Source organism: Cellulomonas sp. URHB0016 (genome assembly GCF_054057935.1).
This window is the reverse complement of record NZ_JBSRZU010000001.1, coordinates 1552262-1578310: the sequence shown is the minus strand read 5'-3', so window position 1 is coordinate 1578310 and position 26049 is coordinate 1552262. Positions and strand designations below refer to the sequence as shown.

Below are 26049 nucleotides of genomic sequence, written 5' to 3'. Positions count from 1 at the left end.
GCACCTGCGACCTGGTCGCTCGGTGCCCGGTCGAGGGCGCTCAGGTCCGGGTCGCTCAGATCCGGGCCGCTCAGGCCAGGTCGCTCAGATCCAGGTCGCGAGCCACATGTGCGCGTGCCAGAACCAGTACGGGACCACCATGCCCGCCCACAGCGGGTAGAAGAACGCCCCGACGAGGACCGCGAGCGCGACGACCGCGGACACCACCCCGATGGCCCAGCGCCGGGCGCTCGGCTCGAGCTCGTCCTTGGGACCGACCACGAGCGTGAACACGTACACGAGCGTGAGGACGATCCACGGCACGAACGCGACCGAGTAGAACGTGAAGATGGTGCGCTCCGGGTACGCGAACCACGGCAGCCAGCCGGCGACGATGCCCGACAGCACCGCTCCCGCGCGCCAGTCCCTGAACCGGACGAGCCACACGAGCGCGACGAGGATCGCCGCGGTCCCGGCGACCCAGACCACGGGGTTCCCGATCGCGGTGATGGCTTGCGAGCACTGCGTCGCGCCGCAGGCGTCCTGCGCCTGCTGGCCGGACAGGCCGGAGATCTCCGTGGGGTAGTACATCGACGTCGGGCGCCACTGCACCAGCCAGCCGAGCGGGTGCGACGAGTAGCTGTGCGGGGTGGTGAGACCGGTGTGGAACGCCCACATGTCCTGGTGGTACTTCCACAGCGACCGCAGCCCCTCCGGCAGCCACGTCACGCCCTGGCCCGGGTTGTCCGCCGCCCACTGCCGCCCGTACGAGAGCGGGTGCAGCAGCCACGACGACCACGAGGCGACGTAGGTCACGGCGGCGATACCGACCATCGCGACGCCGGCGACGATGCCGTCGCGCCGGATCCCCGCCCAGAACCAGCTGCGCACGCCCACGGTCCGCCGGGCGGTGACGTCCCATGACACCGTCATCAGGCCGAAGACCGCGAGGAAGTAGAGGCCGGACCACTTCGTGCCGATCGACAGGCCGAGCAGGACCGCGGCCGCGAGCCGCCACCACCGCCAGCCCAGCCGGGGCCCGACGCCGAGGTCGTCGCCCGCGTCGAGCACGACCGCTGCACGGTCCGCGAGCCTGCGCCGGGCCTGGTCGCGGTCCAGCAGGAGCGCACCGAACGCGGCGAGCACGAAGAACATCAGGAACGGGTCGAGCAGGCTGACGCGGGACATCACGATCGCCTCGCCGTCGAAGGCGAGCAGCAGACCCGCCACGACACCCCAGGCGGTCGACCGGAACAGCCGCCGCGCGATCCGCACGAGCATCAGCACGGCGAGCGTCCCGCACACCGCCGCCGCGAGCCGCCACGCGGCCGAGCTGCCCACACCGCCGCCGAGCTGGATGCCCAGGCCGATGAGCCACTTGCCGACCTGCGGGTGCACCACGTACTCCGCGGCCGTGCCGAGGCCCGACGCGTCACCCGCCTCGAACGCCGCGTTGGGGTCCGTGGGCCACGTCGCCTCATAGCCGCGCTTGATCAGCGACCAGCCGTCCTTGACGTAGTACGTCTCGTCGAACACCAGCTTGTGCGGTCGGCCCAGGTCCCACAGCCGCAGGACGCCGGCGAGCACCGTGACGCCGAGCGCCCACAGCCAGCCGGTCAGCCGCGCGCGCGGGTCCGCGTCGAGGGTGAGGGCCTCGGCGCCGAGGAGCCGGCGCAGCAGCCGGTCGCGGGTCGGGCCCTCGTCCACGGGCTCGGCCACTGCCTCGTGCTCGGGCGCGGCAGCGTCGGGCGTCGCCGTGTCGGGCGCCGGGTCGGTGGCTTCCCCGCCGGTGAGCTCCGTGGCCGGGACCTCCGCGTCCGTGGTGTTCGCGGCGGGGACCTCCGTGGCGGTGGCCTTCGCGCCGGTGACCTCCGTGGCGGTGACGTCCGCGGCGGGGACCTCTGCCTCGGGGACCTCCGCGTCGGGTACCTCCGCGTCGGGGACCTCAGTGGCGGGTACTTCCGTGGCGGTGGCCTCTGCGTCGGGCACCTCCGCGTCGGGGACCTCCGGGGCGGGGACCTCAGTGAGGGAGGGGGCCTTCGGGTCGTCGGTCGTCGTCGGGGTCGCCGGGTCCGACGCGGCGGACGGCTCGGGAGCCTCCGACACGTCGTCTGTCGGCTCGTGGCGGGGTGCGGGGGGCGGGGTCTCGACGTCGTCGTCGGACGGGGCGGCCAGCACGGCGTCGTCGTCTCGGGTGGGCGGCACGCGGTCATCGTAGGGGCGACGACTGTGTCGGGGGAGTGCTCCGGGCAAGGTCGTCGGGCGTGATCACGCGCCGCCGGGCCGCCGTCAGTGCGGCAGGGGCCGAGGTGGCAGGCTGGCGGGGTGAGCGCCACCGCACCCGGACCGGGCCGACTGGTCCTCGCCGCGACCCCGATCGGCAACGTCGAGGACGCCTCGGCGCACCTGCGGCGGTTGCTCGCGGAGGCCGACGTGGTCGCCGCGGAGGACACCCGGCGCACCCGGGCCCTGGCGGCGCGGATGGGCGTCGAGATCGGCGGTCGCGTGGTCAGCCACCACGAGCACAACGAGGCGGACCGCTCCGCGGAGCTGCTCGAGGTCGTCGCCGGCGGTGGCACGGTCGTGGTCGTCACCGACGCCGGGATGCCCGCGGTGTCTGACCCCGGGTTCCGGGTGGTGACCGCCGCCGTCGCGGCCGGGCTGCCGGTCACGGCCGCGCCGGGGCCCAGCGCGGTCCTCACCGCGCTGGCGCTGTCAGGCCTGCCGACCGACCGGTTCTGCTTCGAGGGGTTCCTGCCCCGTCGCCCGGGCGAGCGGGCGCGGGCGCTCGCGGACCTGGCCGACGAGCGGCGCACGCTGGTGTTCTTCGAGGCTCCGCACCGGCTCGGGGACGTGCTCGACTCCATGGTCGTCGCGTTCGGCGCCGACCGGGCCGCGGCCGTGTGCCGGGAGCTGACCAAGACGTACGAGGAGGTCCGCCGTGGCCCGCTCGCCGAGCTCGTGGTGTGGGCGGCAGACGGGCAGGTGCGCGGCGAGATCGTCGTGGTCGTCGCCGGTGCCGTCCGGGCGACGACCATGAGCACGGCCGACCTCGTCGCCGAGGTGCTCGCTCGCACCGACGCGGGGGAGCGGCTGAAGGAGGCCGTCACCGAGGTGGCCACGGTGGCGGGCGTCCCGAAGCGGGAGCTCTATGCCGCGGCTCTCGCCGCTCGCTCCCGCTGACCGCAGCGGCTCCCGCCGCGGCGCGCCGGTGGGCCCGAGCGGCCGGCAGCGGTCCCGGCACCGGCCGTGCCGGCGACGCCGACGTGGCGACCCCCGGCAAGCGCTGAGAGGATCGACGCGGAGGTGCGCCATGCGTCCTGTCGGGTACTGGCTCAAGGTCGTGGACCGGCTCATCGAGTCCGGGTTCGAGGAGGTGCTCGCCCGGGACGGCCTGACCCGCCGGCACTGGCAGGTGCTCAACGTGGTGCACGCAGGCCCCGCCGACGACGAGGCTGTCGCCCAGGTGCTGTCCGCGTTCGAGCCGTCGTTCGAGGCGCCGGTCGGCCGGGCGGAGCTGGTGCTTCTCACGTCGCGACGCTGGCTGCACCGCGAGCCCGCGGGGTACGTGTTCACCGAGGACGGCGAGGAGCACTTCCGCGTCCTCGGGGAGCGCGTGGCGACGTTCCGTCAGGCCGTCGTCGAGGGGGTCTCCGAGGAGGACTACGCCACGGCGATCGGGGTGCTCGAGCAGGTGGCCCGCAACCTCGGGTGGTCGTCCGACGACCAGGCACCCTGACCGCAGCGCCCGACCATTCCCGGCCGGCCGCGCCGTGACCAGCAGTGTCGGCGCCGCCGCGACGGCCCTGCCCGGTCAGCTGCCCGGCCGGTCCAGGTCGGTCGACGCCACGAGCTCCGCGCCGGACGCGCGCATCTGTGCCCGGGCGGCGGCCCCCTGGTCCGGGGTCACGGCCACGGTGAGATCGGTGAGCACCCGCGTCCGCAGGCCCAGGGCCAGGGCGTCGAGGACCGTCGAGCGGACGCAGTGCGACTCCGCGATCCCGACCACGTCCACGTCGGTGATCCGCGCCTCCGCGAGGATCTGCCCGAGCCCCTGACCGTTCGCGTCGACGCCCTCGAACCCCGAGTACGCGGCGGAGTACTGGCCCTTCTTGACGCTGACATCGGGTCCGAGCTCGGACAGGGCGGGGTGGAGCTCGGCCTCGGCGGTCCCGGCGACGCCGTGCGGCGGCCATGTGTCGACGTAGTCGGGCGCTTCACTGAAGTGGCTGCCCGGGTCGACGTGCCAGTCCTGTGTCGTCACCACCAGCGCGTATCGGTCGTGGTGCGCGGCCGCGTACTGCGCGACACCGAGCGCCACGGCGTTGCCGCCCTCGACCCCGAGCGCGCCGCCCTCGCAGAAGGTCGGCTGCACGTCGACCACGACGAGCGCACGGCGTGGGGCGGCGGTGTCCGGTGCCGTGCTCATGGCGCGCCTCCTCGTGTCCCACGTCCTCCCACCTTCGCACCTCCGACCGCGGGCGCGAGCAGTGCGGGCCCACGGGTCGACCTGTCGCGGTGGCGGTGTGCGGCGCCGGTGTGTTCCGCTGGGCCATGGCAGTCGCGCGGTCGCGCCCGACGGGCTCCCGCGGGGCGCTCGCTCTCGTCGCGGCGGCCGGTGCGCTCACCCTGGCGGCCTGCACGCCCGGCGACGGGTCCGGGGCGACACCGACGTCGACAGCGCGGTCCTCCTGGGGCACGCCCGGAGCTCCGACCGGGCCATCGGGACCGTCCGGCCCGCCGTCGCTGGATGTCACCGACGACCGCGAGATCGTCGGTGGTCTCGACGTGCCGTGGGCCCTCGCGTTCCTGCCGGACGGCGCCGCGGTCGTCACGCTCCGGAACGAGGCCCGGCTCGTCGTCGTCGAGGGTGACGGTGTCGCCACCGCCGTGACAGGGCCGGGCGCGGACCAGCTCCGTCACGAGGTGCAGCCGGACGGCGAGGGCGGGCTGCTGGGGGTGGCGGTGCTCGACGCCGACGCCGATGCCGACTCCGACACCGTCGACCTCGCCCTCTACGCCACGACCGCCGACGACAACCGGGTGCTGCGCGGCACGCTCCAGGGCACCACCCTCGGTGACCTGCGTCCGGTGCTCACGGGCATCCGGAAGGCAGGGAACCACGACGGCGGCCGTCTCGCGGTCGGACCCGACGGCGACCTCTACGTCACCACGGGCGACGCGGGCCACCCTCCGGACGCGCAGGACCCGGACTCGCTGAACGGCAAGATCCTGCGGATCACGCCCGACGGCGACCCGGCTCCCGGGAACCCCGACCCACGGTCGCCGGTGTGGAGCCTGGGCCACCGTAACGTGCAGGGCATCGGGTGGTCGTCGGACGGCCGGATGTTCGCCTCGGAGTTCGGCCAGAACACGTGGGACGAGCTCAACGTGATCGTTCCGGGCGGCAACTACGGCTGGCCCACGGTCGAGGGCACGGGCGGGTCCGGCGAGGGCTTCGTGGACCCGGTCGCCACCTGGGCGACCTCCGACGCGTCGCCGAGCGGGCTGGCCGTGACCGACGAGGGCGTGTACCTCGCAGCCCTCCGCGGTGCACGGCTGTGGCGGGTGCCGCTGCTCCCGGACGGTGTCGGCACGCCGCAGGCGCTGCTCGACGGTGACCACGGGCGGGTGCGTGCCGTCGTCGTGGCACCGGACGGGTCGTTGTGGGTCCTCACGAACAACACCGACGGGCGCGGCGACGTCCGGCCCGGCGACGACTGGATCCTGCGGATCGCGGTCGGCTGACTCCCGTCGGTCAGGTCTGTCGATTGCGGTCACCCTCGCCCGTCGCCAGGGTGATCGGGCGAACGCCCCGAGAACACGAGGAGGACTCCCATGCAGTTCCTGATGCTGGTGTGCACCGACCCCGCCGCCGAGCCGGACGCCCCGGAGGTGCAGTCGATCGAGGACTGGGTCGAGGAGAACGACCGCCTCGGCCGGCGGGTGCTGGGCGACCGGCTCCGGCCGGCGGGGGAGGCCCGGGTGGTCCGGGTCCGCCACGGCGGGACGCTGGTGACGGACGGCCCGTTCGCCGAGCTCGGCGAGCAGATCGCCGGGTTCGACCTCCTCGAGTGCCGTGACCTGGACGAGGCCGTCGAGGTGGCCTCGCGGCACCCGATGGCGAGCGGCGGGCTCGTGGAGCTGCGGCAGCTCTGGCGGGACGAGGACGGCGGCTCCACGACGGCGTAGCGGACGGGAGCGGGCCCGAGCGGGCCGGGACGCGCGGGCGACACGCCGTCCCGGCCCGCCTTTCTCGCGCCACGCGGTGAGCGGTGGCGCACGGAGGTTTGCCGGATCAGTACCCTTTGCCCGGCCGGGGGGTTCCGCACTCCGAGCTGAGAGCTGCGCCGAATGTTCCTCGACCGCCGCCTTGACCGCCGCCTTGACCGCCGCTCCGGACACCGTGCCGGCTATCGCGACGCCCACCGTTACTCCCATCGGCCTGACCGCCGCCGACGTCCCCCCGAGGTGACCATGCCCCCGAAGCTGAAGACCCTCCTGATCTGGATCGTCGCGATCTTCCTCGTCTACGCGATCGTCACGAGCCCTGACCGGGCCGCCGACCTGGTCAAGGCCCTGTGGGACATGATCGCGGGCGCGTTCGCCAGCTTCGGCCGCTTCTTCTCGAGCCTCACCGAGTGACATGAGGACGCAGGACCCGCTCGTCGGGCACCACAGCGTGCGGCGGTACGTGCTGCCCGAGGAGCGGGTGGTGCTCGCCGTCCGGCACCACTGGGCCAAGCTGGTCGAGCCGGTCGCGACGACCCTGGTCGCGTTCGTGCTGATCGCCTGGCTCGTGGACACCGCGACGGGCGCCGTCGGCGACGCGGCCGAGTGGATCTGGTGGTTCTGGCTGGTGGTGGCGGTCCGGCTCGGCTGGCGGCTGCTGGAGTGGCGGACCGAGTGGTTCGTGGCGACGGACAAGCGGATGCTCCTGCTGCACGGCCTGGTCACCCGCAACGTCGCGATGATGCCCCTGGGCAAGGTCACCGACATGAGCTACTCGCGGTCCGTCCTGGGCAGGCTGCTGGGCTACGGGGAGTTCATCCTCGAGTCCGCCGGGCAGGACCAGGCGATGCGCCGGATCACGTGGGTCGCCCACCCCGACGTCACCTACCGGGACCTGTGCGCGATCATCTTCACGCCGCCCGAGGCCGGCCCCCCGGCACCAGCTCGCCCCACCGGCCCCCCGGTCGCTGCTCGCCCCACCCGCCCCGGCTCGCCGGGAGCGTCCGGCCCTGCGCAGGGCTCGCCGCCGGCAGGCCGGCCGGTGGACTGGCCGCGCCGCCCTGGTGGGCACCCCACGGAGGGCGGACCGTTCGCCCCGGACGACACCCAGCCGCTCCCGGTCCGGGTGGTGCCCGGCCGGCCCGCCGACCAGGCGACGGGCGACCCCGGCTGGTTCGTCTCGGACCCGCCGGCCACGTTCGTGCCGGTGGACGGCCCGGGGGACCCCGACGGGACGGCGGGACAGGGCGGACAGCCCGACCGGGGGCGCGGACCGCTCACCTAGGATCGGGCCATGTCCCGCATCCTGTCCGCCGTCGCGTGGCCCTACGCGAACGGCCCCCGCCACATCGGTCACGTCGCCGGCTTCGGCGTCCCCTCGGACGTCTTCTCCCGCTACATGCGGATGGCGGGCCACGACGTCCTCATGGTGTCGGGCACGGACGAGCACGGGACGCCGATCCTGGTGCAGGCCGAGAAGGAGGGCGTGACGCCGCAGGCGCTCGCGGACCGGTACAACCGGGTCATCGTCGAGGACCTCGCGCAGCTGGGCCTGTCGTACGACCTGTTCACGCGGACCACGACGCGCAACCACTACGCGGTGGTCCAGGAGATGTTCCGCACGGTCCACAAGAACGGGTACATGGTCGAGCAGCAGGCCATGGGCGCCATCAGCCCGAGCACGGGACGCACGCTGCCGGACCGCTACATCGAGGGCACGTGCCCCATCTGCGGCTACGACGGCGCGCGCGGGGACCAGTGCGACAACTGCGGCAACCAGCTCGACGCGATCAGCCTCGTCAACCCCCGGAGCCGGATCAACGGCGAGACGCCGAAGTTCGTGGAGTCGACGCACTTCTTCCTCGACCTGCCGGCGTTCGCCCAGGCGCTCGAGGCGTGGCTCAGCACGCGCGAGGGCTGGCGGCCCAACGTCCTCAACTTCAGCCTCAACCTCATCGACGACATGCGGCCGCGCGCCATGACGCGGGACATCGACTGGGGCATCCCGGTCCCGCTGCCCGGCTGGGAGGAGAACCCGGGCAAGCGGCTCTACGTGTGGTTCGACGCGGTGATCGGGTACCTGTCGGCCAGCATCGAGTGGGCCCGGCGCACGGGTGACCCCGAGGCGTGGCGGCCGTTCTGGAACGACCCGGAGGCCCTGTCGTACTACTTCATGGGCAAGGACAACATCACGTTCCACTCGCAGATCTGGCCGGCGGAGCTCATGGGCTACGACGGGCGCGGGAACAAGGGTGGCGCGCCCGGCCCGTACGGGAACCTGCAGCTGCCCACCGAGGTGGTGTCGAGCGAGTACCTCAACGTGGGCGGCCAGCAGTTCAGCTCGTCGCGCGGCGTCGTCATCTACGTGCGGGACATGCTGTCCCGCTACCAGCCCGACGCGCTGCGCTACTACCTGTCGATCGCGGGCCCGGAGACGCAGGACGTCGACTTCACGTGGGCGGAGTTCAAGCGGCGCACCAACGACGAGCTCGTCGCGGGCTGGGGCAACCTCGTCAACCGCACGGCGAACCTCATCGCCAAGAACTTCGGCGAGATCCCGGCCCCGGCGGAGCGCCTGCCGGTCGACGACGCGCTGCTCGCGGCGTCGACCGAGGGGTTCACGAAGGTCGGCGACCTGCTCGGCGGGCACCGCAACCGGGCTGCCGTCGGTGAGGCGATGCGCGTGGTGCAGGAGGCGAACCGCTACATCTCCGAGACCGAGCCCTGGAAGCTCACCACGGACCGTGACCGCCTCGGCACCGTCCTGCACACGGCCGCCCAGGTGATCTCCGACGCGAACACGATGCTCGCCCCGTTCCTGCCGTTCGCCGCGCAGTCCGTGCACGAGACCCTGGGCGGCACGGGCACGTTCGCACCGCAGCCCCGGATCGACGAGGTCACGGACCTCGACGACGACTCGCGCCACTACCCCGTCATCACCGGGGACTACCGCGACGGCGCCCGCTGGGCGTCCGTGCCGGTGGTGCCGGGCACGCCGGTGGCCAAGCCGACGCCGGTGTTCACCAAGCTCGACGACGCGATCGTCGAGCAGGAGATCGCCCGCGTCGAGCAGGGCTGACGGGCGGGTGGCACGGTCCCGCAGCCGGGAGCGCGGCTGGCCCGCGCCGCCCGAACCGCTGCCGTCGCCGGTCGTCGACAACCACACCCACCTCGAGTCGGTGCTCGGCTGGGTCGCGTCCGGCTGGGGCGGCGGGCCGGAGACGGCCGGCGACGCGTCGCCGACCCTCGACGACCACCTGGCCCGGGCCGCCGCGGCCGGCGTGACCCGCCTGGTGCAGGTCGGCTGCGACCTCGACGCGGTGGCGTGGACCGACGAGGTCGTGCGCGCCCGCCCCGAGCTCCTCGGCGCCGTCGCGATCCACCCCAACGAGGCGGTGCTGCACGCCGGCGTGCGGGAGGTCGCACCCGACGGCCTCGACCCCGACCCGCAGCCCAGGCACGCGACGAGCCTGGACGACGCGATGACACGGGTGGCGGACGTCGCCCGGGCGAACCCCCGGGTGCGCGCGATCGGCGAGACGGGCCTGGACTTCTTCCGGGCGGGACCACGCGGCCGCGAGGTGCAGCGTGAGGCGTTCCGGGCGCACGTGGCGCTCGCGAAGGAGCTGGGCCTCGCGCTGCAGATCCACGACCGGGACGCCCACCAGGACGTGGTCGACGTGCTGCTGCACGACGGCGCACCGGACCGCACGGTGTTCCACTGCTTCTCGGGCGACGCCGACCTCGCCCGCACCGCGGCCCGGCACGGCTGGTTCTGCTCGTTCGCCGGCCCGGTGTCGTTCGGACCCAACGACGACCTGCGGGCCGCCCTGCGGGAGGTCCCGCCCGAGCTGCTCCTGGTCGAGACTGACGCGCCGTACCTCACGGTGCACCCGTACCGCGGCCGCCCCAACGCCCCCTACCTGCTGCCCGGGACGGTCCGGGTGGTCGCCGAGGTCACGGACCGGTCGCTGGAGTCGGTCTGCACGGGCCTGACGGCGACGTCCGAGCGCGTGTACGGGACGTGGTGAACGTGCCGCCGGGAGGGCCGGACGGTGGACGCCCGCTACCCGCCCGGGTCACGGATCGGTTACCGTCGGACGAGCGTCCACCACGGGCGCCGGCGAGCGGTGCACCTGCACCCGCCCGCAGCCCGTCCCTCGGCCCGGTCCCGGCGCTCGTCGTGCTGGTCGGACCGGTCGGGTGCCCGGTACCGACGACCCACCGGAAGGACCACGCGTGAGTCCCGACCACGAGCGCGCGGCCACCGGTCGCCCCGTGGGTCGTGGCCGTGTGGCCCGTCTCGCCGCGCAGGCGCTCGTCCTCACGCTCGTCGTGGGCGCCACCAGCGCGTTCGCGGTGCTGCACAAGAACGTGACGATCGACGTGGACGGCCGGCCGCGCCAGGTGCTGGCCTTCGGGCGGACCGTGGCCGACGTGCTGGCGGGCACCGGGGTGGAGGTCGGTGACCGGGACCTGGTGGCGCCGGGCCTCGACCAGACCGTCCAGCGTGGTGGCCAGATCGTCGTCCGCCACGGGCACGAGCTGTCGGTCGAGGTCGACGGCGAGGCGCGCACCGTGTGGACCACCGCCCTGACGGTCGGCGAGGCCGTCGACGGGCTGGGGCTGCGGGACGGTGAGGTGCGGCTGTCCGCGTCCCGCTCGGCCAGCCTCGGCCGCGACATGCTGCGCGTGTCGACGCTCAAGACGATCCACCTGGTGGTGGACGGCGAGGTCATCGACGGCGTGAGCAGCGCGGACACGGTCCGCGACGCGCTCCGCGACATCGGTCTGGTGCTCGAGGAGGGCGACCAGGTCTCCGTCCCCCTCGCTGCGACCGCGGTGGACGGCCTCGTCGTCCTCGTCACGCGAGCCAGCACCGGCGGCGAGACGGTGACCGAGGCGATGCCGTTCGAGACCGAGGAGGTCGAGGACGCCGGCCTCGTGAAGGGCAACAAGGTCATCGCGACCAAGGGCAAGGCGGGCGTCCGCACCACCACGTACCAGCTGCAGGTGGTCGGCGGAGTCGTCGTCGGCCGGACGCCGGTGGCCTCGATCGTCACGACGGCGCCCGTGACCCAGGTGGTCAAGGTCGGTACCGCGGACCTGCCGGACCCCACGGTCGTCGCCGTCGAGCCCGGCAGCGCGCAGGAGATCGGCAAGCAGCTCGCCGCACAGCGCGGATGGGGCGACGACCAGTTCGCCTGCCTGCTCGACCTGTGGAACCAGGAGAGCGGCTGGCGGGTCAACGCCGAGAACAGGTCGTCGGGTGCCTACGGCATCCCCCAGGCGCTGCCGGGCTCCAAGATGGCGTCCGTGGGCGCCGACTGGCAGACCAACCCGGCCACGCAGATCACGTGGGGCCTCAACTACATCGGCGGCCGGTACGGCGACCCGTGCGGCGCGTGGGCGCACCACGAGTCGCACGGCTGGTACTGACCTCTCCCGCTGTCGCGCGCGGCGTCTCCGAGCGCCGGAGCGGGTGATGTGACGAAGATCCTGGTCCACCGTCCATCTTGCTCGACACGCGGCGCGACCTGCGCCGACACCACCATGAACCGCGCGCGACAGCTCGGAGCAGCCCGCCGAGGGGTTGGAAAAGTCGTCACGATCCGGTTACGGTCGCGTGTCGCTGTAGCCCGTTCGTGTGGTCGCACCCTCCGGTGCAGGCCGGTCCGGGTCGGCGGCGGGCGACCACCAGAGTCGCCGTGACGGCCGGATCGGGGATCCGGGACCGACGGGTGACGCCCTGCGGGGTGTCCGACCGTGCACCAGGACCACGCACGCCGCCGGGTGCCCTCGCGGGCACACCTCGCCCCCGTGCCCGGGCACCTCGACGGCTGGAGCCTCGTGCCCTTCTCGAACCGCACCCGGAACCCCTTCGCGCGCACCCGCGCCGCGTCCCTCGCCCCCGGTGAGGGGACGCCCCCCGAGCAGGCCGCCCAGTCGGGCATGGCCCGCTCCTCCGCAGCGAAGGGCCACGGGTCCGGACGAGGACGCGTCGTGCCCGTCGTCGCCGCTGCCACGGTGCTCGTCCTCGCCGGCGGCACCGCCGCCTTCGCGAGGGCTCAGAAGTCCGTCACGCTCGACGTGGACGGCAGGATCTCCCACGTGACCACGTTCGCCGGCAGCGTGGACGGGCTCCTCGACGACCAGGGCGTGCCCCTGGGCGCCCGCGACGATGTGAGCACGACGGGCCGCCTCACCGAGGGCGCCGAGATCGTCGTGCGCCACGCCCACCAGGTCACGGTGTCCCTCGACGGGGTCGAGCAGGTCGTGTGGACCACGGCGCTCACCGCCGACGAGGCGCTCGACACCTTCGCGAGCCGCGCGGGCACCGTCGCGCTCGTCGCCTCGCGTTCCGCCGCGGGCGGCCGGCCCGAGATGGCCCTCGACCTCACGCTGCACGGTCCCGCGGACATCCTCGTGGACGGCACCGTGCTCCCCGCGCCCGACGCGGACGCCCGCGTCGCGCAGCTGCTCGGCGAGCTGGGCGTGACACTGTCGCCGCTCGACCGGGTCAGCGTCCGGCACGGCGAGAACGGCCGCGTGCAGGTCGTCGTCAACCGCGTCGTCGTGCAGGACGTGACGTCCACGCTGCCCGTCGAGTTCGCGAGCAGCACGCAGGACGACCCCGAGCGGTACACCGACCAGCGCCGCACGCTCACCGTCGGCGTCCCCGGTGTCCGCACCGTCGTCGAGACCGTCACGACGGTCGACGGCGTCGAGACGAGCCGCACCCCGGTCTCGGACCAGATCACCCAGGCGCCCGTCGACGAGGTGATCGGCGTGGGAACCAAGGCGCGCCCCGTCGCGGCGAAGGCGGCGCCGAAGGCCGCGTCGGGCGGCACGTCGACGACCCCGGTCACCGCGAGCGGCGACGCCGACAGCCTCAACTGGGCCGCGCTGGCGGCCTGCGAGTCCGGCGGCAACCCGGGCTCGGTGTCGGGCAGCGGCAAGTACTTCGGGCTCTACCAGTTCTCCGTGTCCACGTGGGCGGCCGTCGGCGGCAGCGGTCTGCCGTCGGACGCCTCGGCCGAGGAGCAGACCGCCCGCGCCAAGGCGTTGTACGACCGCTCCGGTGCCGGTCAGTGGCCCCACTGCGGCCCGAACCTGTTCAGCTGACCCCAGCCGCCTCCGCGCCCGCCCACCGCTCGTCGGTCGGCGGGCGCGGTCGTGCCCGAGCGTCTGCCCGTCTCCAGGGACGGCGCCGCCCGGGCCCCGGCCCTCCCTGAGCGCCGGCCCGGCCCGAGCGCCGGCCCGGCCCGAGCGCCGGCCCGGCACACCCGTCCTGGGCGTGCGGCGCCACCACCTAGGCTCGTGCGCATGTCGACCACCGCCCTCCTGGGGCCCGCGGAGATCCGTGAGCTCGCCGAGCGCGCGGGCGTGCGACCGACCAAGCAGCTCGGGCAGAACTTCGTGCTCGACGCGGGGACGGTCCGCAAGATCGTGCGGCAGGCGGACGTCGCGGCGGGTGAGCTGGTCGTCGAGGTCGGACCGGGCCTCGGGTCGCTCACGCTGGGCCTTCTCGAGGCCGACGCCGACGTGGTCGCGGTCGAGATCGACCCGGTGCTCGCGCGCCTCCTGCCGACGACCGTCGCCCGGCACGTGCCCGGCCTCACCGTGGCCGAGGCCGACGGGCACGCCGTCCTGCGCGACGCCGCCGGCCGCGACCGGCTGACGGTCGTGACTGCCGACGCGCTCGACGTGCACCGGCTGCCGGGCCCGGCCCCGGTCGCCCTCGTCGCGAACCTCCCGTACAACGTGTCGGTCCCGGTGCTGCTGACCTTCCTGGAACGGTTCGGGTCGCTGGAGCGGGCGCTGGTCATGGTGCAGGCGGAGGTGGCCGACCGGCTCGCCGCACCGCCGGGCAGCCGCACCTACGGCATCCCCTCGGCGAAGACCGCCTGGTACGCCGCCGCCCGGCGCACCGCCACGGTCGGGCGGACGGTGTTCTGGCCCGTCCCCAACGTCGACTCCGCGCTCGTGCGGCTCGACCGCCGCCAGCCGCCCACCACCACGGCGACCCGGCAGGAGGTCTTCGCCGTCGTCGACGCGGCGTTCGCGCAGCGGCGCAAGATGCTCCGGCCCGCGCTGGCCGCCCTCGCCGGCTCCGCGGACGCCGCGGAGCGCGCGCTGCGGGCGGCCGGCGTGGACCCGCAGGCGCGCGGTGAGCGCGTCGACGTCGACGGCTTCGCGCGTATCGCCGAGCAGCTCGCCACAGCGCAGGCCGGTGCGAGGTCGGTGGCGGGGCCGGACATGGCCGGGCCGGGCGCGACCGAGCCGAACGTGGCGGGGCCGGACGGGGCGGGGCCGGATGCGACCGTGCCGGACGGGGCGGGGCCGGATGCGACCGTGCCGGACGGGGCGGGGCCGGATGCGACCGTGCCGGACGGGGCCGGGCCGGATGCGGCCGTGCCGGACCGGGCCGCGTCGGACGGGCCTGCCGCAGGTCGACCTGGCAGGCTGGACCTGTGACGTTGACCCCCGTGGCCCCGCTGCCCGAGCACGAGGTCAGGGTCCGTGCGCCCGGAAAGCTCAACCTGTCGCTCCGTGTCGGCCCTCGTGAGCCGGACGGGTACCACCCGGTCCTCACCGTCTTCCAGGCCGTGTCGGTGTTCGAGGAGGTCGTCGCCACCCCGTCGGACCACCGTGAGCTCACGGTGAGCGGCCCGCAGTCCGAGCTCGTGCCGACGGACACGTCGAACCTGGCGCTGCGCGCCGCCGCCCTGCTGGCCCAGCGCGCAGGGATCGACGAGGGCGTCCACCTGCACCTGCACAAGGGCGTCCCGGTGGCGGGCGGCATGGCGGGCGGCTCGGCGGACGCCGCGGCGGCGCTCGTCGCCTGCGACGCCCTGTGGCGCACCGGGCTGGGCCGTGAGGACCTGTTGGAGCTGGCCGCCGAGCTCGGCTCGGACGTCCCGTTCTCGTTCGTCGGCCACACCGCGATCGGGTCGGGTCGTGGTCACCTGCTCACGCCGGCGCTGAGCCGGGGCGAGTTCCACTGGGCCTTCGCCGTGCAGGACCGCGGGCTGTCCACGGCGGCCGTGTACTCCGCGTTCGACGAGCTGGCGGCCGCCGGCGACCCGCCGGACCCGGAGGGCGACGTGCCGCTGATGCAGGCGCTGCGGGCCGGGGACCCCCGCGCGCTCGGGGCGGCGCTGCACAACGACCTCCAGCTCGCGGCCCTCGAGCTCGACCCCGGCCTCGCCGAGCCGCTGGCCGTGGCGCAGGACGCGGGGGCGCTCGGCGTGGTGGTCTCCGGGTCGGGGCCGACGGTCGCGGCGCTCGCCCGCAGCCGCCAGCACGCGCTGGTGCTCGCCGCGGCGTTCACCGCGTCCGGGGTCGCCGACCGCGTGCTGACCGCGGCGGGGCCGGTGTCAGGTGCCCGGGTGGTCGCCGCGGAGTAGGCGCAGCGACGGGCGCGGGAGCGGGGTGAGCGCGCGCCCGCGGTAGCCTGACGCCCTCATGGCTCACCTTCTCGGCGCTGACCGCGTCACGCTCACGCTGGGCACCCGCACCCTCCTCGACGAGGTCAGCCTCGGGATCGACGACGGCGTCCGGCTCGGCGTCGTCGGCCCCAACGGTGCGGGGAAGTCCACGCTCCTGCGGGTCCTGGCAGGGCTCCAGGAGGTCGACGACGGACGCGTCACGCGCGCCGGCGGCGTCCGGGTCGCGGTCCTCGAGCAGCGGGACGACCTCGCCGTCGGGACGGTGCTCGACGCGGTGCACGGCGACCTCGACGAGCACGAGTGGGCCACCCACCCCGGCATCCGCTCCATCCACGCCGGTCTCCTGGCCGACGTCGACCTCGCCGCGGACGTGAGCACCCTGTCGGGCGGGCAGCGGCGGCGCGTCGCGCTCGCGGCCCTGCTGGTGCGGGACGACGAGGTGCTCGTGCTCGACGAGCCGACGAACCACCTGGACGTCGAGGGTGTCGCGTGGCTCGCCGCCCACCTCGTCGAGCGGTACGCCCGGGGCTCGGGCGCCCTCGTGGTGGTGACGCACGACCGCTGGTTCCTCGACGCGGTGTGCACGCGCACGTGGGAGGTGCACGACGGCGTCGTCGACCAGTACGACGGCGGGTACGCGGCCTACGTGCTGGCCCGGGCGGAGCGCGCCCGCACCGCGTCGACCATGGAGGAGAAGCGGCAGAACCTGCTCCGCAAGGAGCTCGCGTGGCTGCGCCGTGGCGCCCCGGCCCGGACGTCCAAGCCGAAGTTCCGGATCGACGCCGCCAACGCGCTCATCGAGGACGAGCCCGCGCCCCGCGACCAGCTCGCGCTCACGCGGATGGCCACGGCGCGGCTCGGCAAGGACGTGCTCGACGTCGAGGACGTGACGCTCGCCTTCCCGGCGCACGACGGTTCGGGCTCTCGGGTGCTGCTCGACGACGTCACGTGGCGGCTCGGCCCGGGGGACCGGATCGGCCTGGTCGGCGTCAACGGCGCGGGCAAGACGTCGCTCCTGGGCCTGCTCGCCGGGCGGGTCCTGCCGACGTCGGGACGGGTCAAGCGCGGCAAGACCGTGCAGGTGGCCGAGCTGCGGCAGGACGTGGAGGACCTCGACGAGCTCGCGGACCTGCGGGTGGTCGAGGTCGTCGAGCGCGAGAAGCGGTCCGTGGTGGTGGGCGGCAAGGAGCTGACCGCCTCCCAGCTCGTGGAACGACTCGGGTTCACGCGCGACCGGGCCAGGACCCCCGTCCGCGACCTGTCGGGCGGTGAGCGGCGCCGCCTGCAGCTCCTGCGCCTGCTCGTCGGCGAGCCGAACGTCCTGCTGCTGGACGAGCCGACCAACGACCTCGACACCGACACGCTCGCCGCGCTCGAGGACCTCCTCGACGGCTGGCCGGGCACGCTCGTCGTGGTGTCGCACGACCGGTACCTGCTGGAACGGGTCTGCGACCGTCAGCTCGCGCTGCTCGGTGACGGCGCGGTCCGCGACCTGCCCGGCGGTGTCGAGCAGTACCTGGACCTCCGCCGAGCGGCGATCGCGGACGCCGCCGCGGGCCCGTCGGCCGGTCGTGCGCCGTCGGCAGGCGTCCCTGCCGACGTACCGGCGGCCCAGGGCAGCGGCGCGGCGGCGTCCCCGGCCGACGTCCGGGCGGCCCGCAAGGACATCGCCCGCATCGAGCGCCGGCTGTCCCGCATCGCGGAGCTCGAGTCGTCGCTGCACGCGCGGATGGCCGAGAAGGCCACCGACCACGAGGCGGTCCTCGCCCTCGACGCGGAGCTGCGGACGCTCGCGGCGGAGAAGGACGGCCTGGAGGCCCAGTGGCTCGACGCCGCGGAGATCGCGGGCTGAGCGGCCCGCCGGCCGTGGTCGCTCAGCCGTCCTGGACGCCCCGGACCCGCGCCAGGGCGAGCTGCGCGGCGACCGACATGGCGAGCACCGCCCCGAGCACCACGAGCAGGGGCGCGGTCCACCCACCCGAGGCGGTGTGCACCGCCCCGAGCACGCTCGGCCCGAGCGCCGCGCACCCGTAGCCGAACGTCTGGATCGCCGCGGACATCCGTCGAGCGCCCGCCTGCGACCCTGCCGTGGTCGCCACGACCGTGAAGATCACCGCGAAGTTGCCGCCCTGCGCGACCCCGGCGCACGTGCACCACAGCGGCCACCAGCCCGGGGCGACGAGCAGCCCGACGGGTAGCAGGGTCCACCCGACGGAGATCGCCAGGGCGACCGCCCGGACCGGCACCCGCCGTCCGAGCGCGAGCGGCACGCCGACGCCGCCGACCATCCCGAACAGCTGGAACAGCGCGGCCGCACCCCCGGACGCCGTGGGGGCGAGGCCGAGCTCGTCGTGCAGCACCGACGGCAGCCACGCGCTCACGGCGTAGTAGCCGAACGCCTGGCCGGCGAACGCGACGGCCAGCAGCCACGTGACGGACCTGCGCAGGACGTCCGGCCGGTCGTGGCCAGGAGGACCGCCGGCGGGGCGGACCGGCTCGCGTGGCGAGCGTCGCCACCCGTACGCCCGCAGCCAGACCGCGAGCGCCGCGACCGCCAGCAGGCCCCAGGAGGCGAGCGCCCACCGCCAGCCCACCAGGTCGGCGAGGGGTGCGGTGAGCGTCGTGGTGAGGACGCTGCCGCCGTTGAGCGCGGCCGTGTACAGGCCGGTGACGCGGGCGACGTGCCCGGGGAAGTCCCGACCGATCACCACCGGCACGGCGACGTTCCCCGCGGTGATCGCCACGCCGATCAGCACGGTCCCGACGATCGCGGTGGTGAACCCGCCCGACGAGCGGAGCACGGTACCGACCAGCACGGTGGCCAGCGACGCGGCGACGACCAGGGCGGTGCCGAGCCGCGCGAGCAGCACGGACACCAGTGGCGTGGCGAGCGCGAAGCACAGCACCGGGACCCCGGTGAGCAGCCCGGCACCGGCCGCCGACAGCCCGAGGTCGGCGCGCAGGGGTTCGACGACGGGCGCCAGCGCCGTGATCGGCGCCCGCAGGTTCAGGGCGTAGAGCAGGACTGCGGAGAGCAGCAGGCCTCGCGCGGCCGGTCCGACCAGCGGGCGTGCAGAGCTCATCGCCTGCTCACCGCGCGCTCATCGCCGATCCATCGCCCCTCAGGAGGCGTCGAAGGGAGCGACGACCGCACGGAGCAGGTCGGCCAGCCGTCCCCGGTCGGCCTCCGAGAGGTCGCCGAGCAGGCTGCGCTCGACGTCGAGGAGGTCGGCGAACGCGGCGTCGACCCTCGCCAGACCGGCCTCCGTGAGCTGGACGAGCACGCCGCGGCGGTCGTCCGGGGAGGGCTGCCGCTCCACGAGCCCGTGCTCGACGAGCCGGTCGATCCGGTTCGTCATGGTGCCGCTCGTCACGAGCGTCTGCGTCAGCAGCGCGCCGGGGGACAAGCGGTACGGCGCCCCGGCCCGGCGCAGCGCGGAGAGCACGTCGAACTCCCACGTCTCGAGGTCGTGCCGCGCGAAGGCGCTCCGGCGGGCGAGGTCGAGGTGGCGTGCGAGCCGGCTCACCCGGGAGAGCACGGTGAGCGGCCGCACGTCGAGGTCCGGCCGCTCCCGCTCCCACGCGAGCACGATCCGGTCGACCTCGTCGCGCGCCCCCGGCTCTGCGGGAACGGTGCCTGGCGCCATGTCGCGAGATTACTCGACGTCGACAGACCGCTCCGGGACCTCGGTCAGGTCTGCTTCGCCAGCGTCGGTCGGCGCTCCAGCCCGGACAGCCCGTTCCACGCCAGGTTGACGAGGTGCGCGGCGACGTCCGCCTTGCGTGGGCTGCGTGCGTCGAGCCACCACTGGCCCGTCAGCGCGACCATCCCGACGAGCATCTGCGCGTAGATCGGGGCCGCCCGCGGGTCGAGGCCCTGCTTCTTGAACTGGTCGGCGAGCAGGTGCTCCACCTGGGTCGCGACGTCGCCGATGAGGCTGGAGAAGGTCCCGGTGGCCTGGGCGACGGGGGAGTCGCGGACGAGGATGCGGAAGCCGTCTTCGGACGTCTCGATATAGCTGAGCAGCGCGAGCGTGGTCCGCTCGACGAGCAGCTTGGGGTGGCCCCCGACCTCCAGGGCGCCCGTGAGCGCCCCGGTCAGGGCCTGGATCTCACGGTCGACGACGACAGCGTAGACGCCCTCCTTGCCGCCGAAGTGCTCGTAGACGACCGGCTTGGAGACCTCCGCGCGGGCCGCGATCTCCTCCACGCTCGTGCCGTCGAACCCTTTCTCGGCGAACAGCTTGCGGGAGACGTCGAGCAGCTGGGCGCGCCGCTGCGTGCCCGTCATGCGCGAACGGGGTACGCGCTTGGTCTCCGGCGTCACGGGGCCATCATGCCGTGCGTCTCCTCGGGGGTCCTGGTCCCGTCCGCCCCGGTGGACGCGCCGGCGGGCCGCGAGCCGGCCACGACGGCCACGGCGGGGCGGCGCCCGCCTTCGCGCGGGCCTGGCAGACTGGTCCGCCGACGGCGGGACGACCGCCGGTCCGCCCTGGTGTAACGGCAGCACGCCGGCCTTTGGAGCCGTGCAGTCCAGGTTCGAATCCTGGGGGCGGAGCAGGCCGTCGGCGCGCACCGGGCCGCGCCCCGGGCGGCGGGTCGCCCCGTCGCCGGAGGTGCCGCAGCTGTACTGGACAAATGTCCCAAGTGCCCGATGCGGGCGGGTATGTCAGCCTGTGAGGGACATGACACGATTGCCCGGGGCTCGGGTCGACGGTGCATGACGCGAGGATCTCGCACCGCCCCGATCTGCGGGTGTGGGCGGAAGAAGGCCGCCCGTCGAGCGGGGGCGCATCATGAGATCCACCATCAAGGCCTGCATCGCAGCGTGCATCACGGTCATTCTCGGCATCGTCATCGCGACGTGGGCCGCCGCGGCCCCGCCGTCGGACTCGACGGCACCGTCCGATCCGGAGGCTGCGGCGTTCACGTCCGTGCCACCGTCGGACCCGACGTACCCGTCGGACCCCACGTACCCCCCGGACCCCACGTATCCGCCGTATCCCACGTACCCCCCGCACCCGACGGACCCACCGACCCCGACGCCGACACCCACCCCGACGCCGACCGTCCCTGTCGTGCCGGTCCCGGCGTTGTTCGCCGCGGAGCCGACGCCGCCGACGTGCACGGAAGCGGGGTCGTTCGACTTCGGGGGCAGTTTCCCGAACGTGAGCGTGACGGTCTCGCCGGCGTACGACGGGCCGGGCACCTACCAGCTGACGGTCACCGCGTTGAACGGTGCGACGTTCCCGGACGGCACCACCGTCAAGACGCGGGTGATCACCGTGCAGGGCGCCCTGGGCTTCCAGTCCACCGACGCGGCGGCCCCGTGCTACCTGGTGCCCACGCCGACGCCCACCCCGACGCCGACACCCACACCCACACCGACGCCCACCCCCACACCGACCCCGACGCCTACGCCGACGCCGACCGTCCCTGTCGTGCCGGTCCCGGCGTTGTTCGCCGCGGAGCCGACGCCGCCGACGTGTACGGAAGCCGGGTCGTTCGACTTCGGGGGCAGCTTCCCGAACGTGAGCGTGACGGTCTCGCCGGCGTACGACGGGCCGGGCACCTACCAGCTGACGGTCACCGCGTTGAACGGTGCGACGTTCCCGGACGGCACCACCGTCAAGACGCGGGTGATCACCGTGCAGGGCGCCCTGGGCTTCCAGTCCACCGACGCGGCGGCTCCGTGCTACCTGGCGCCCCCGCCGACGCCGACCCCGACCACCACGCCGACCCCGACTCCGACGCCGCTGAACGTCGGCCTCCTCACGCCGACCTGCAACGGTGACGTGCCGATGCTGCGGTACGACATCACCGTGCCGGGCTCGACCGCCACGACGGCGACGATCACCTGGCTCAACCCGGGTGGGGCCGACGTGGTCTACGCGGACCAGCCGCTGGCGGGGACGGTCAGCTGGCCCGGCGCGGTCGCGGTGAACGGCCGCGGCGTCGACTGGCCGGGATGGCGGCAGCTGGCCGACGGCACGTGGGTGGAGGGTGACGAGTTCGACTGGGTGCGCCCGTCCGTGCAGGTGCTGTTCCAGGTGGACCCCCAGTCCGCCACGGTGACGGTCGCCTATCCGCCGTCCAGCCCGAGCTGCCTGACCAACCCTCCGGCGGGCGAGCAGCTGGCGGCGACGGCGGCCGGAGGCCTGTCGGCGACCGGGGCGGACACCGGGCCGACGCTCGCGATGGCGGCCGGGTCGATCGCCCTCGGCGCCGTCCTGCTCGGCGGCCTGTTCTGGCTGCGACGTCGTCAGCCGGGCGTCGAGTGACGGCACGTCACTCGTCCGGAGCCCCGGGCACCGCAGCGGTGCCCGGGTAGCGGCCGGGCCGGCCCCACCGTCCACCGGGGCCGGCCCGGCCGTCCTTTTCCATGGGCCCGACCGTCCTGCGGGACGGTCGGGCCCGAACGGCCTGACGGCCCTGCCGAACCGTCCGGACTGTGCCGTCCGACCGGCCCGACCGTGCGGACGGGACCGTCCGCCAGGTCCGGACGGAGGTGCCTCGGGGGCCGGGCGTGCGCCGCCGGTGGGGCGGGCGGTGGCGTGGGAGGCCGTTCCCACGACGGTAGAGTGCACGGTGCGCACGGTCCGCCGCTCGGAGCACACCGGGCAGATCCGCGAGGAGCACCCGCAGGTGACGTACCCCCGCCCCGCCGCCGTCATCGTCCTCGCCGCAGGTGAAGGTACGCGGATGCGCTCGGCCACCCCCAAGGTCCTGCACACGCTGGCCGGCAGGAGCATGCTCGGCCACGCCCTGGCGTCGGCGCGCGCTCTCGACCCCGCCCGCGTGGTCGTGGTCGTCCGGCACGAGCGTGCGGCCGTCGCGGCGCACGTCGCCGAGATCGACCCTCGGGCGCTCCTGGCCGACCAGGACGAGATCCCCGGCACCGGCCGGGCGGTCCAGGTGGCGATGACGGCGCTCGACGCCGCCGCCCAGGCCGACGTGGCCGGTGCCGCCGAAGGGACGCCGGGCGCCGGTACCGCGGCGGGTGCGCTGCTCGCCGGCGCGGTCGTCGTGGTCGCCGGCGACGTGCCCCTGCTGGACGCGGGCACTCTCGGCGAGCTGCTCGTGGCGCACCACGCGGACGGCAACGCGGTGACGGTGCTCACCACCGAGGTGGACGACGCCACGGGGTACGGCCGCATCCTGCGCCAGGAGGGCACGGGCGACGTGCTGGGCATCGTCGAGGAGAAGGACGCCTCGGAGCACCAGCGCGCGATCCGCGAGATCAACTCCTCGATCTACGTGTTCGACGCAGCTGTGCTGCGGGCGGCCCTGGGCCGGCTCGGCCGGGACAACGCGCAGGGCGAGGTCTACCTCACCGACGTCCTCGCCATCGCCCGGACCGACGGGGGGCACGTGCGAGCCCTGCGGACGGACGACCCGCTGGTCGTCGAGGGCGTGAACGACCGCGTGCAGCTCGCCCGGCTGCGCGCCGAGCTCAACCGTCGGCTCCTCGAGGACTGGATGCGCGACGGTGTCACGGTCGTCGACCCCGCCACCACGTGGGTGGACGTCGACGTGGAGCTCGAGCGCGACGTGACGCTCCTGCCCGGTACGCAGCTGCACGGCGCGACCGTGGTGCGCGAGGGCGCGACCGTCGGCCCGGACACCACGCTGACGGACGTGGAGGTGGGTCCGCGGGCGAGCGTGGTCCGCACGCACGGCACCCTCGCGGTCGTCGGCCGTGGGGCGAGCGTCGGCCCGTTCGCCTACCTGCGCCCGGGCACCGTGCTGGGCGACGACGGCAAGATCGGCACCTTCGTCGAGACCAAGAACGCGCAGATCGGCACCGGCTCCAAGGTCCCGCACCTCTCCTACGTCGGCGACGCGACGATCGGCGAGCACACCAACATCGGCGCGGCGTCCGTGACCGTCAACTACGACGGCGTGAACAAGCACCACACCACCATCGGCTCCTACGCACGGACCGGTGCCGACAACATGTTCGTGGCGCCCGTCACGATCGGGGACGGCGCATACACCGGGGCCGGCAGCGTCATCCGCCGGGACGTGCCGGCGGGCGCCCTCGGCGTCAGCGCCGGGGCGCAGCGCAACATCGAGGGCTGGGTCGCCCGCGCCCGCGCCGGCACCCCGGCCGCCGAGGCCGCCCGCCGGGCGCTCGCGGACGACGACACCGCCGACCTGTCGCCGCAGGCCCGCGCCGAGCGCGAGCGCGCCACCCGCGCCGCGGCCGGCGTGCCCCAGACCCCACCGCCGCACCTGCCCGACCAACCCGCACGCCTCGCGGAGCCCACCACCCCGTCGGCGGCTGCCGGCACGAGCACGAAGGACTCCACGCGATGACCGGGATCGTCTCCTCCGACGGCGAGAAGCGACTGGTCCTGGTCTCGGGCCGGGCACACACCGAGCTCGCGGCGAACGTGGCCGGTGCGCTGGGCATCGAGCTGGTGCCGACCACGGCGTACGACTTCGCCAACGGCGAGATCTACACGCGGTTCGGGGAGTCGGTGCGCGGCTCGGACGCGTTCGTCCTGCAGTCGCACGCGTCGCCGATCAACCAGTGGATCATGGAGCAGCTGCTCATGGTCGACGCGCTCAAGCGGGCCTCCGCCAAGACGATCACCGTGGTCGCACCGTTCTACGGGTATGCGCGCCAGGACAAGAAGCACCGCGGCCGTGAGCCGATCTCGGCCCGGCTGCTGGCGGACCTGTTCAAGACCGCCGGGGCCGACCGCATGATGAGCGTCGACCTGCACACCGCACAGATCCAGGGCTTCTTCGACGGCCCCGTGGACCACCTGTGGGCGATGCCCACGCTCATCGACTACGTCCGCACCCGTGTCGACACGTCGAACGTCACGGTCGTCTCGCCGGACGCCGGGCGCATCCGCGTCGCCGAGCAGTGGGCCAACAAGCTCGGCGGCGGCCCGCTGGCGTTCGTGCACAAGTCCCGGGACATCCGCAGCCCCAACAAGACGATCGCGAACCGTGTGGTCGGCGACGTCGAGGGCCGCTCCTGCGTGCTGGTCGACGACCTCATCGACACCGCCGGCACCATCTCGGGTGCCGTGCGGGTGCTCATGGAGGCCGGGGCGAAGGACGTCATCGTCGCGGCGACGCACGGCGTGCTGTCCGAGCCCGCGGTCGAGCGCCTGCAGGCCTGCGGTGCGCGCGAGATCGTCGTGACCGACACCCTGCCGATCGAGGACGAGAAGCGGTTCCCGCAGCTCATGGTGCTGTCGATCGCCCCCCTGATCGCCCGTGCGATCCGTGAGGTGTTCGACGACGGCTCGGTCACGTCGCTCTTCGACGGCCAGGCCTGACGACGGCTCCCGGCTCGGGTGCCCCGCCGCAGGGTCCGTCCGAGTACACCGGGGTTGGGGGAGTGCCCCCGCACCGGGTAAGATCGTCAGGTTGCCTCGGCGAGGGACGACGGATGGTCCACCGGACGCACGATCTCCGGCGGGCCGCCCTAGCTCCGTGATCGACTGGGCGGTATGCCTCCGCGTGCCCGTCCTGCGCCCCGCGTCGAGGCCACCGTCATCGTCACCACCACATCTTCCGTGCCGTCGTCCTGGCGACGGCCACACCACCATCGCCCGTCCGCGCGTCGTCGTGCGGACGCCTGCACCTGGGAGTCACCGTGTCCGACGTCAAGCTCACCGCCACCGCCCGTTCCGAGTTCGGCAAGGGCGCCGCGCGCCGCCTGCGCCGCGCGGACCAGATCCCCGCCGTCCTGTACGGGCACGGCACGGACCCGCTGCACGTCTCGCTCCCGGGCCACGACACGATGCTGGCGCTCAAGCACGCCAACGCCCTCTTCGAGATCGACCTCGAGGGCAAGGTCACGCTCGCGATCGTCAAGGACGTCCAGCGCGAGCCGGTCAAGAACGTCATCGAGCACGTCGACCTGCAGATCGTCCGCAAGGGCGAGAAGGTCTTCGTCGACGTCCAGGTGCGCGTCACCGGCGAGTCGGCCCCCGGCACCATCCACGTCGTCGAGACGCAGACGCTGTCCCTCGAGGCCGAGGCGACCAACCTGCCGTCCGAGCTCGAGGTCTCCATCGACGGCCTCACCGGCGGGTCGCAGGTCCACGCCGGCGACGTCACGCTCCCCGAGGGCGCCGTGCTGGCCACGGACCCCGAGATCGTCGTCGTCACGGTCTCCGTCCCGCACGCCAGCGCCGACGACCTCGCCGCCGACGAGGCCGCCTCGGAGCTGGCCGCGGCGCAGTCCGCTGCCGCCCACTCGGAGGACTGAGCCGCAGCCGGCGCGCCGGCCCGGTCCCACCCAGGAGGTGCGGACCGCTCCGGCGCCTGAGCCATCCTCAGCAGGGTCGGCGCCCGGTACCGTTCACGCGGTACCGGGCGCCGTCTGCGTCCCACCCCGACCTGACCCCGGAGGGCCTCC

General features: G+C 74.3%; 21 protein-coding genes, 1 tRNA gene and 2 pseudogenes. 19 read left to right on the top strand and 5 right to left on the bottom strand.

Annotated elements, in window-relative coordinates:
* Nucleotides 1-84 precede the first annotated feature (84 nt).
* Nucleotides 85-2184 (bottom strand): phospholipid carrier-dependent glycosyltransferase, encoded by a 2100-nt coding sequence (locus tag ACVW07_RS07375; RefSeq protein ID WP_456818598.1) that lies wholly within the window; start codon nt 2182-2184, stop codon nt 85-87.
* A gap of 120 nt (nt 2185-2304) precedes the next feature.
* On the opposite strand from ACVW07_RS07375, the gene rsmI reads away from it, so the two are divergent.
* Together rsmI and ACVW07_RS07365 are read left to right on the top strand one after the other, a co-directional pair.
* Nucleotides 2305-3162, top strand: a complete 858-nt coding sequence (gene rsmI, locus ACVW07_RS07370; protein ID WP_456818597.1) for a 16S rRNA (cytidine(1402)-2'-O)-methyltransferase — start codon at nt 2305-2307, stop codon at nt 3160-3162.
* A 130-nt stretch (nt 3163-3292) separates the two neighbouring features.
* On the top strand, nt 3293-3718 hold the full coding sequence (locus tag ACVW07_RS07365) for a hypothetical protein (RefSeq protein ID WP_456818596.1): 426 nt from the start codon (nt 3293-3295) through the stop codon (nt 3716-3718).
* Between the two features lie 75 nt (nt 3719-3793).
* Here the strand turns inward: ACVW07_RS07365 and ACVW07_RS07360 are convergent, their stop codons facing one another.
* A complete protein-coding gene (locus ACVW07_RS07360) occupies nt 3794-4408 on the bottom strand; it encodes an isochorismatase family protein (protein WP_456818595.1) in 615 nt (204 codons plus the stop codon).
* Nucleotides 4409-4533: 125 nt separating this feature from the next.
* Here ACVW07_RS07360 and ACVW07_RS07355 point away from each other — a divergent pair, with 125 nt between their 5' ends.
* The 12 genes and pseudogenes from ACVW07_RS07355 (at nt 4534) to ACVW07_RS07300 (ending at nt 17514) form a co-directional block, all read left to right on the top strand.
* A complete protein-coding gene (locus tag ACVW07_RS07355; RefSeq protein WP_456818594.1) occupies nt 4534-5727 on the top strand; it encodes a PQQ-dependent sugar dehydrogenase in 1194 nt (397 codons plus the stop codon).
* Between the two features lie 90 nt (nt 5728-5817).
* Nucleotides 5818-6171, top strand: a complete 354-nt coding sequence (locus ACVW07_RS07350) for a YciI family protein (RefSeq protein ID WP_456818593.1) — start codon at nt 5818-5820, stop codon at nt 6169-6171.
* A gap of 285 nt (nt 6172-6456) precedes the next feature.
* Nucleotides 6457-6624 carry a hypothetical protein gene (locus ACVW07_RS07345; protein WP_456818592.1) on the top strand — a complete coding sequence of 56 codons (168 nt, stop codon included), beginning with the start codon at nt 6457-6459 and terminating at the stop codon, nt 6622-6624.
* A 1-nt stretch (nt 6625) separates the two neighbouring features.
* Nucleotides 6626-7495 carry a PH domain-containing protein gene (locus ACVW07_RS07340; RefSeq protein ID WP_456818591.1) on the top strand — a complete coding sequence of 290 codons (870 nt, stop codon included), beginning with the start codon at nt 6626-6628 and terminating at the stop codon, nt 7493-7495.
* 9 nt (nt 7496-7504) lie between these two features.
* Nucleotides 7505-9289 (top strand): methionine--tRNA ligase, encoded by a 1785-nt coding sequence (gene metG / locus ACVW07_RS07335; protein WP_456818590.1) that lies wholly within the window; start codon nt 7505-7507, stop codon nt 9287-9289.
* Nucleotides 9290-9296: 7 nt separating this feature from the next.
* A complete protein-coding gene (locus tag ACVW07_RS07330) occupies nt 9297-10241 on the top strand; it encodes a TatD family hydrolase (protein WP_456818589.1) in 945 nt (314 codons plus the stop codon).
* A 208-nt stretch (nt 10242-10449) separates the two neighbouring features.
* Nucleotides 10450-11649, top strand: coding sequence for an aggregation-promoting factor C-terminal-like domain-containing protein (locus ACVW07_RS07325; RefSeq protein WP_456818588.1), 1200 nt, complete (start codon nt 10450-10452; stop codon nt 11647-11649).
* A 327-nt stretch (nt 11650-11976) separates the two neighbouring features.
* On the top strand, nt 11977-13335 hold the full coding sequence (locus ACVW07_RS07320) for a transglycosylase family protein (RefSeq protein ID WP_456818587.1): 1359 nt from the start codon (nt 11977-11979) through the stop codon (nt 13333-13335).
* Between the two features lie 201 nt (nt 13336-13536).
* Nucleotides 13537-14496: pseudogene (gene rsmA, locus ACVW07_RS07315) on the top strand (16S rRNA (adenine(1518)-N(6)/adenine(1519)-N(6))-dimethyltransferase RsmA); the annotation flags it as partial.
* Nucleotides 14497-14684: 188 nt separating this feature from the next.
* The gene (locus tag ACVW07_RS07310; RefSeq protein WP_456818586.1) at nt 14685-15620 is read left to right on the top strand and encodes a 4-(cytidine 5'-diphospho)-2-C-methyl-D-erythritol kinase; all 936 of its coding nucleotides are present in this window, start codon (nt 14685-14687) and stop codon (nt 15618-15620) included.
* A gap of 58 nt (nt 15621-15678) precedes the next feature.
* Nucleotides 15679-16144: pseudogene (locus tag ACVW07_RS07305) on the top strand (ATP-binding cassette domain-containing protein); the annotation flags it as partial.
* 59 nt (nt 16145-16203) lie between these two features.
* Entirely contained in the window at nt 16204-17514 is a 1311-nt protein-coding gene (locus ACVW07_RS07300; RefSeq protein WP_456821047.1) for an ABC-F family ATP-binding cassette domain-containing protein, read from the top strand.
* Between the two features lie 22 nt (nt 17515-17536).
* On the opposite strand, the gene ACVW07_RS07295 is transcribed toward ACVW07_RS07300, so the two are convergent.
* From ACVW07_RS07295 to ACVW07_RS07285, 3 genes are read right to left on the bottom strand one after another with little or no spacing between them, the layout of a single operon-like run.
* Nucleotides 17537-18745 (bottom strand): MFS transporter, encoded by a 1209-nt coding sequence (locus tag ACVW07_RS07295; protein ID WP_456818585.1) that lies wholly within the window; start codon nt 18743-18745, stop codon nt 17537-17539.
* Nucleotides 18746-18784: 39 nt separating this feature from the next.
* On the bottom strand, nt 18785-19309 hold the full coding sequence (locus tag ACVW07_RS07290) for a MarR family winged helix-turn-helix transcriptional regulator (protein ID WP_456818584.1): 525 nt from the start codon (nt 19307-19309) through the stop codon (nt 18785-18787).
* Nucleotides 19310-19353: 44 nt separating this feature from the next.
* Nucleotides 19354-19953 (bottom strand): TetR/AcrR family transcriptional regulator, encoded by a 600-nt coding sequence (locus ACVW07_RS07285; protein ID WP_456821046.1) that lies wholly within the window; start codon nt 19951-19953, stop codon nt 19354-19356.
* Nucleotides 19954-20148: 195 nt separating this feature from the next.
* Between ACVW07_RS07285 and ACVW07_RS07280 the strand changes: the two genes are divergently transcribed.
* The 5 genes from ACVW07_RS07280 (at nt 20149) to ACVW07_RS07260 (ending at nt 25899) form a co-directional block, all read left to right on the top strand.
* A tRNA-Gln gene (locus tag ACVW07_RS07280) sits at nt 20149-20220 on the top strand.
* A gap of 238 nt (nt 20221-20458) precedes the next feature.
* Nucleotides 20459-21943 (top strand): hypothetical protein, encoded by a 1485-nt coding sequence (locus tag ACVW07_RS07275; RefSeq protein WP_456818583.1) that lies wholly within the window; start codon nt 20459-20461, stop codon nt 21941-21943.
* A 364-nt stretch (nt 21944-22307) separates the two neighbouring features.
* Nucleotides 22308-23981, top strand: coding sequence for a bifunctional UDP-N-acetylglucosamine diphosphorylase/glucosamine-1-phosphate N-acetyltransferase GlmU (gene glmU, locus ACVW07_RS07270; RefSeq protein WP_456821045.1), 1674 nt, complete (start codon nt 22308-22310; stop codon nt 23979-23981).
* Nucleotides 23978-24961 (top strand): ribose-phosphate diphosphokinase, encoded by a 984-nt coding sequence (locus tag ACVW07_RS07265; RefSeq protein ID WP_456818582.1) that lies wholly within the window; start codon nt 23978-23980, stop codon nt 24959-24961. The genes glmU and ACVW07_RS07265 overlap by 4 nt, the downstream gene beginning before the upstream one ends.
* A 320-nt stretch (nt 24962-25281) precedes the next feature.
* Nucleotides 25282-25899, top strand: coding sequence for a 50S ribosomal protein L25/general stress protein Ctc (locus ACVW07_RS07260; RefSeq protein ID WP_456818581.1), 618 nt, complete (start codon nt 25282-25284; stop codon nt 25897-25899).
* Nucleotides 25900-26049 lie beyond the last annotated feature (150 nt).

Excerpts from the sequence above, each read along its gene's own strand:
- ACVW07_RS07365 (WP_456818596.1), top strand. The coding sequence starts at position 3,293 with ATGCGTCCTGTCGGGTACTGGCTCAAGGTCGTGGACCGGCTCATCGAG.
- ACVW07_RS07360 (WP_456818595.1), bottom strand. The coding sequence starts at position 4,408 with ATGAGCACGGCACCGGACACCGCCGCCCCACGCCGTGCGCTCGTCGTG.
- ACVW07_RS07355 (WP_456818594.1), top strand. The coding sequence starts at position 4,534 with ATGGCAGTCGCGCGGTCGCGCCCGACGGGCTCCCGCGGGGCGCTCGCT.
- ACVW07_RS07350 (WP_456818593.1), top strand. The coding sequence starts at position 5,818 with ATGCAGTTCCTGATGCTGGTGTGCACCGACCCCGCCGCCGAGCCGGAC.
- ACVW07_RS07345 (WP_456818592.1), top strand. The coding sequence starts at position 6,457 with ATGCCCCCGAAGCTGAAGACCCTCCTGATCTGGATCGTCGCGATCTTC.
- ACVW07_RS07340 (WP_456818591.1), top strand. The coding sequence starts at position 6,626 with ATGAGGACGCAGGACCCGCTCGTCGGGCACCACAGCGTGCGGCGGTAC.
- metG (WP_456818590.1), top strand. The coding sequence starts at position 7,505 with ATGTCCCGCATCCTGTCCGCCGTCGCGTGGCCCTACGCGAACGGCCCC.
- ACVW07_RS07295 (WP_456818585.1), bottom strand. The coding sequence starts at position 18,745 with ATGAGCTCTGCACGCCCGCTGGTCGGACCGGCCGCGCGAGGCCTGCTG.
- ACVW07_RS07290 (WP_456818584.1), bottom strand. The coding sequence starts at position 19,309 with ATGGCGCCAGGCACCGTTCCCGCAGAGCCGGGGGCGCGCGACGAGGTC.
- ACVW07_RS07285 (WP_456821046.1), bottom strand. The coding sequence starts at position 19,953 with ATGACGGGCACGCAGCGGCGCGCCCAGCTGCTCGACGTCTCCCGCAAG.
- ACVW07_RS07275 (WP_456818583.1), top strand. The coding sequence starts at position 20,459 with ATGAGATCCACCATCAAGGCCTGCATCGCAGCGTGCATCACGGTCATT.
- ACVW07_RS07265 (WP_456818582.1), top strand. The coding sequence starts at position 23,978 with ATGACCGGGATCGTCTCCTCCGACGGCGAGAAGCGACTGGTCCTGGTC.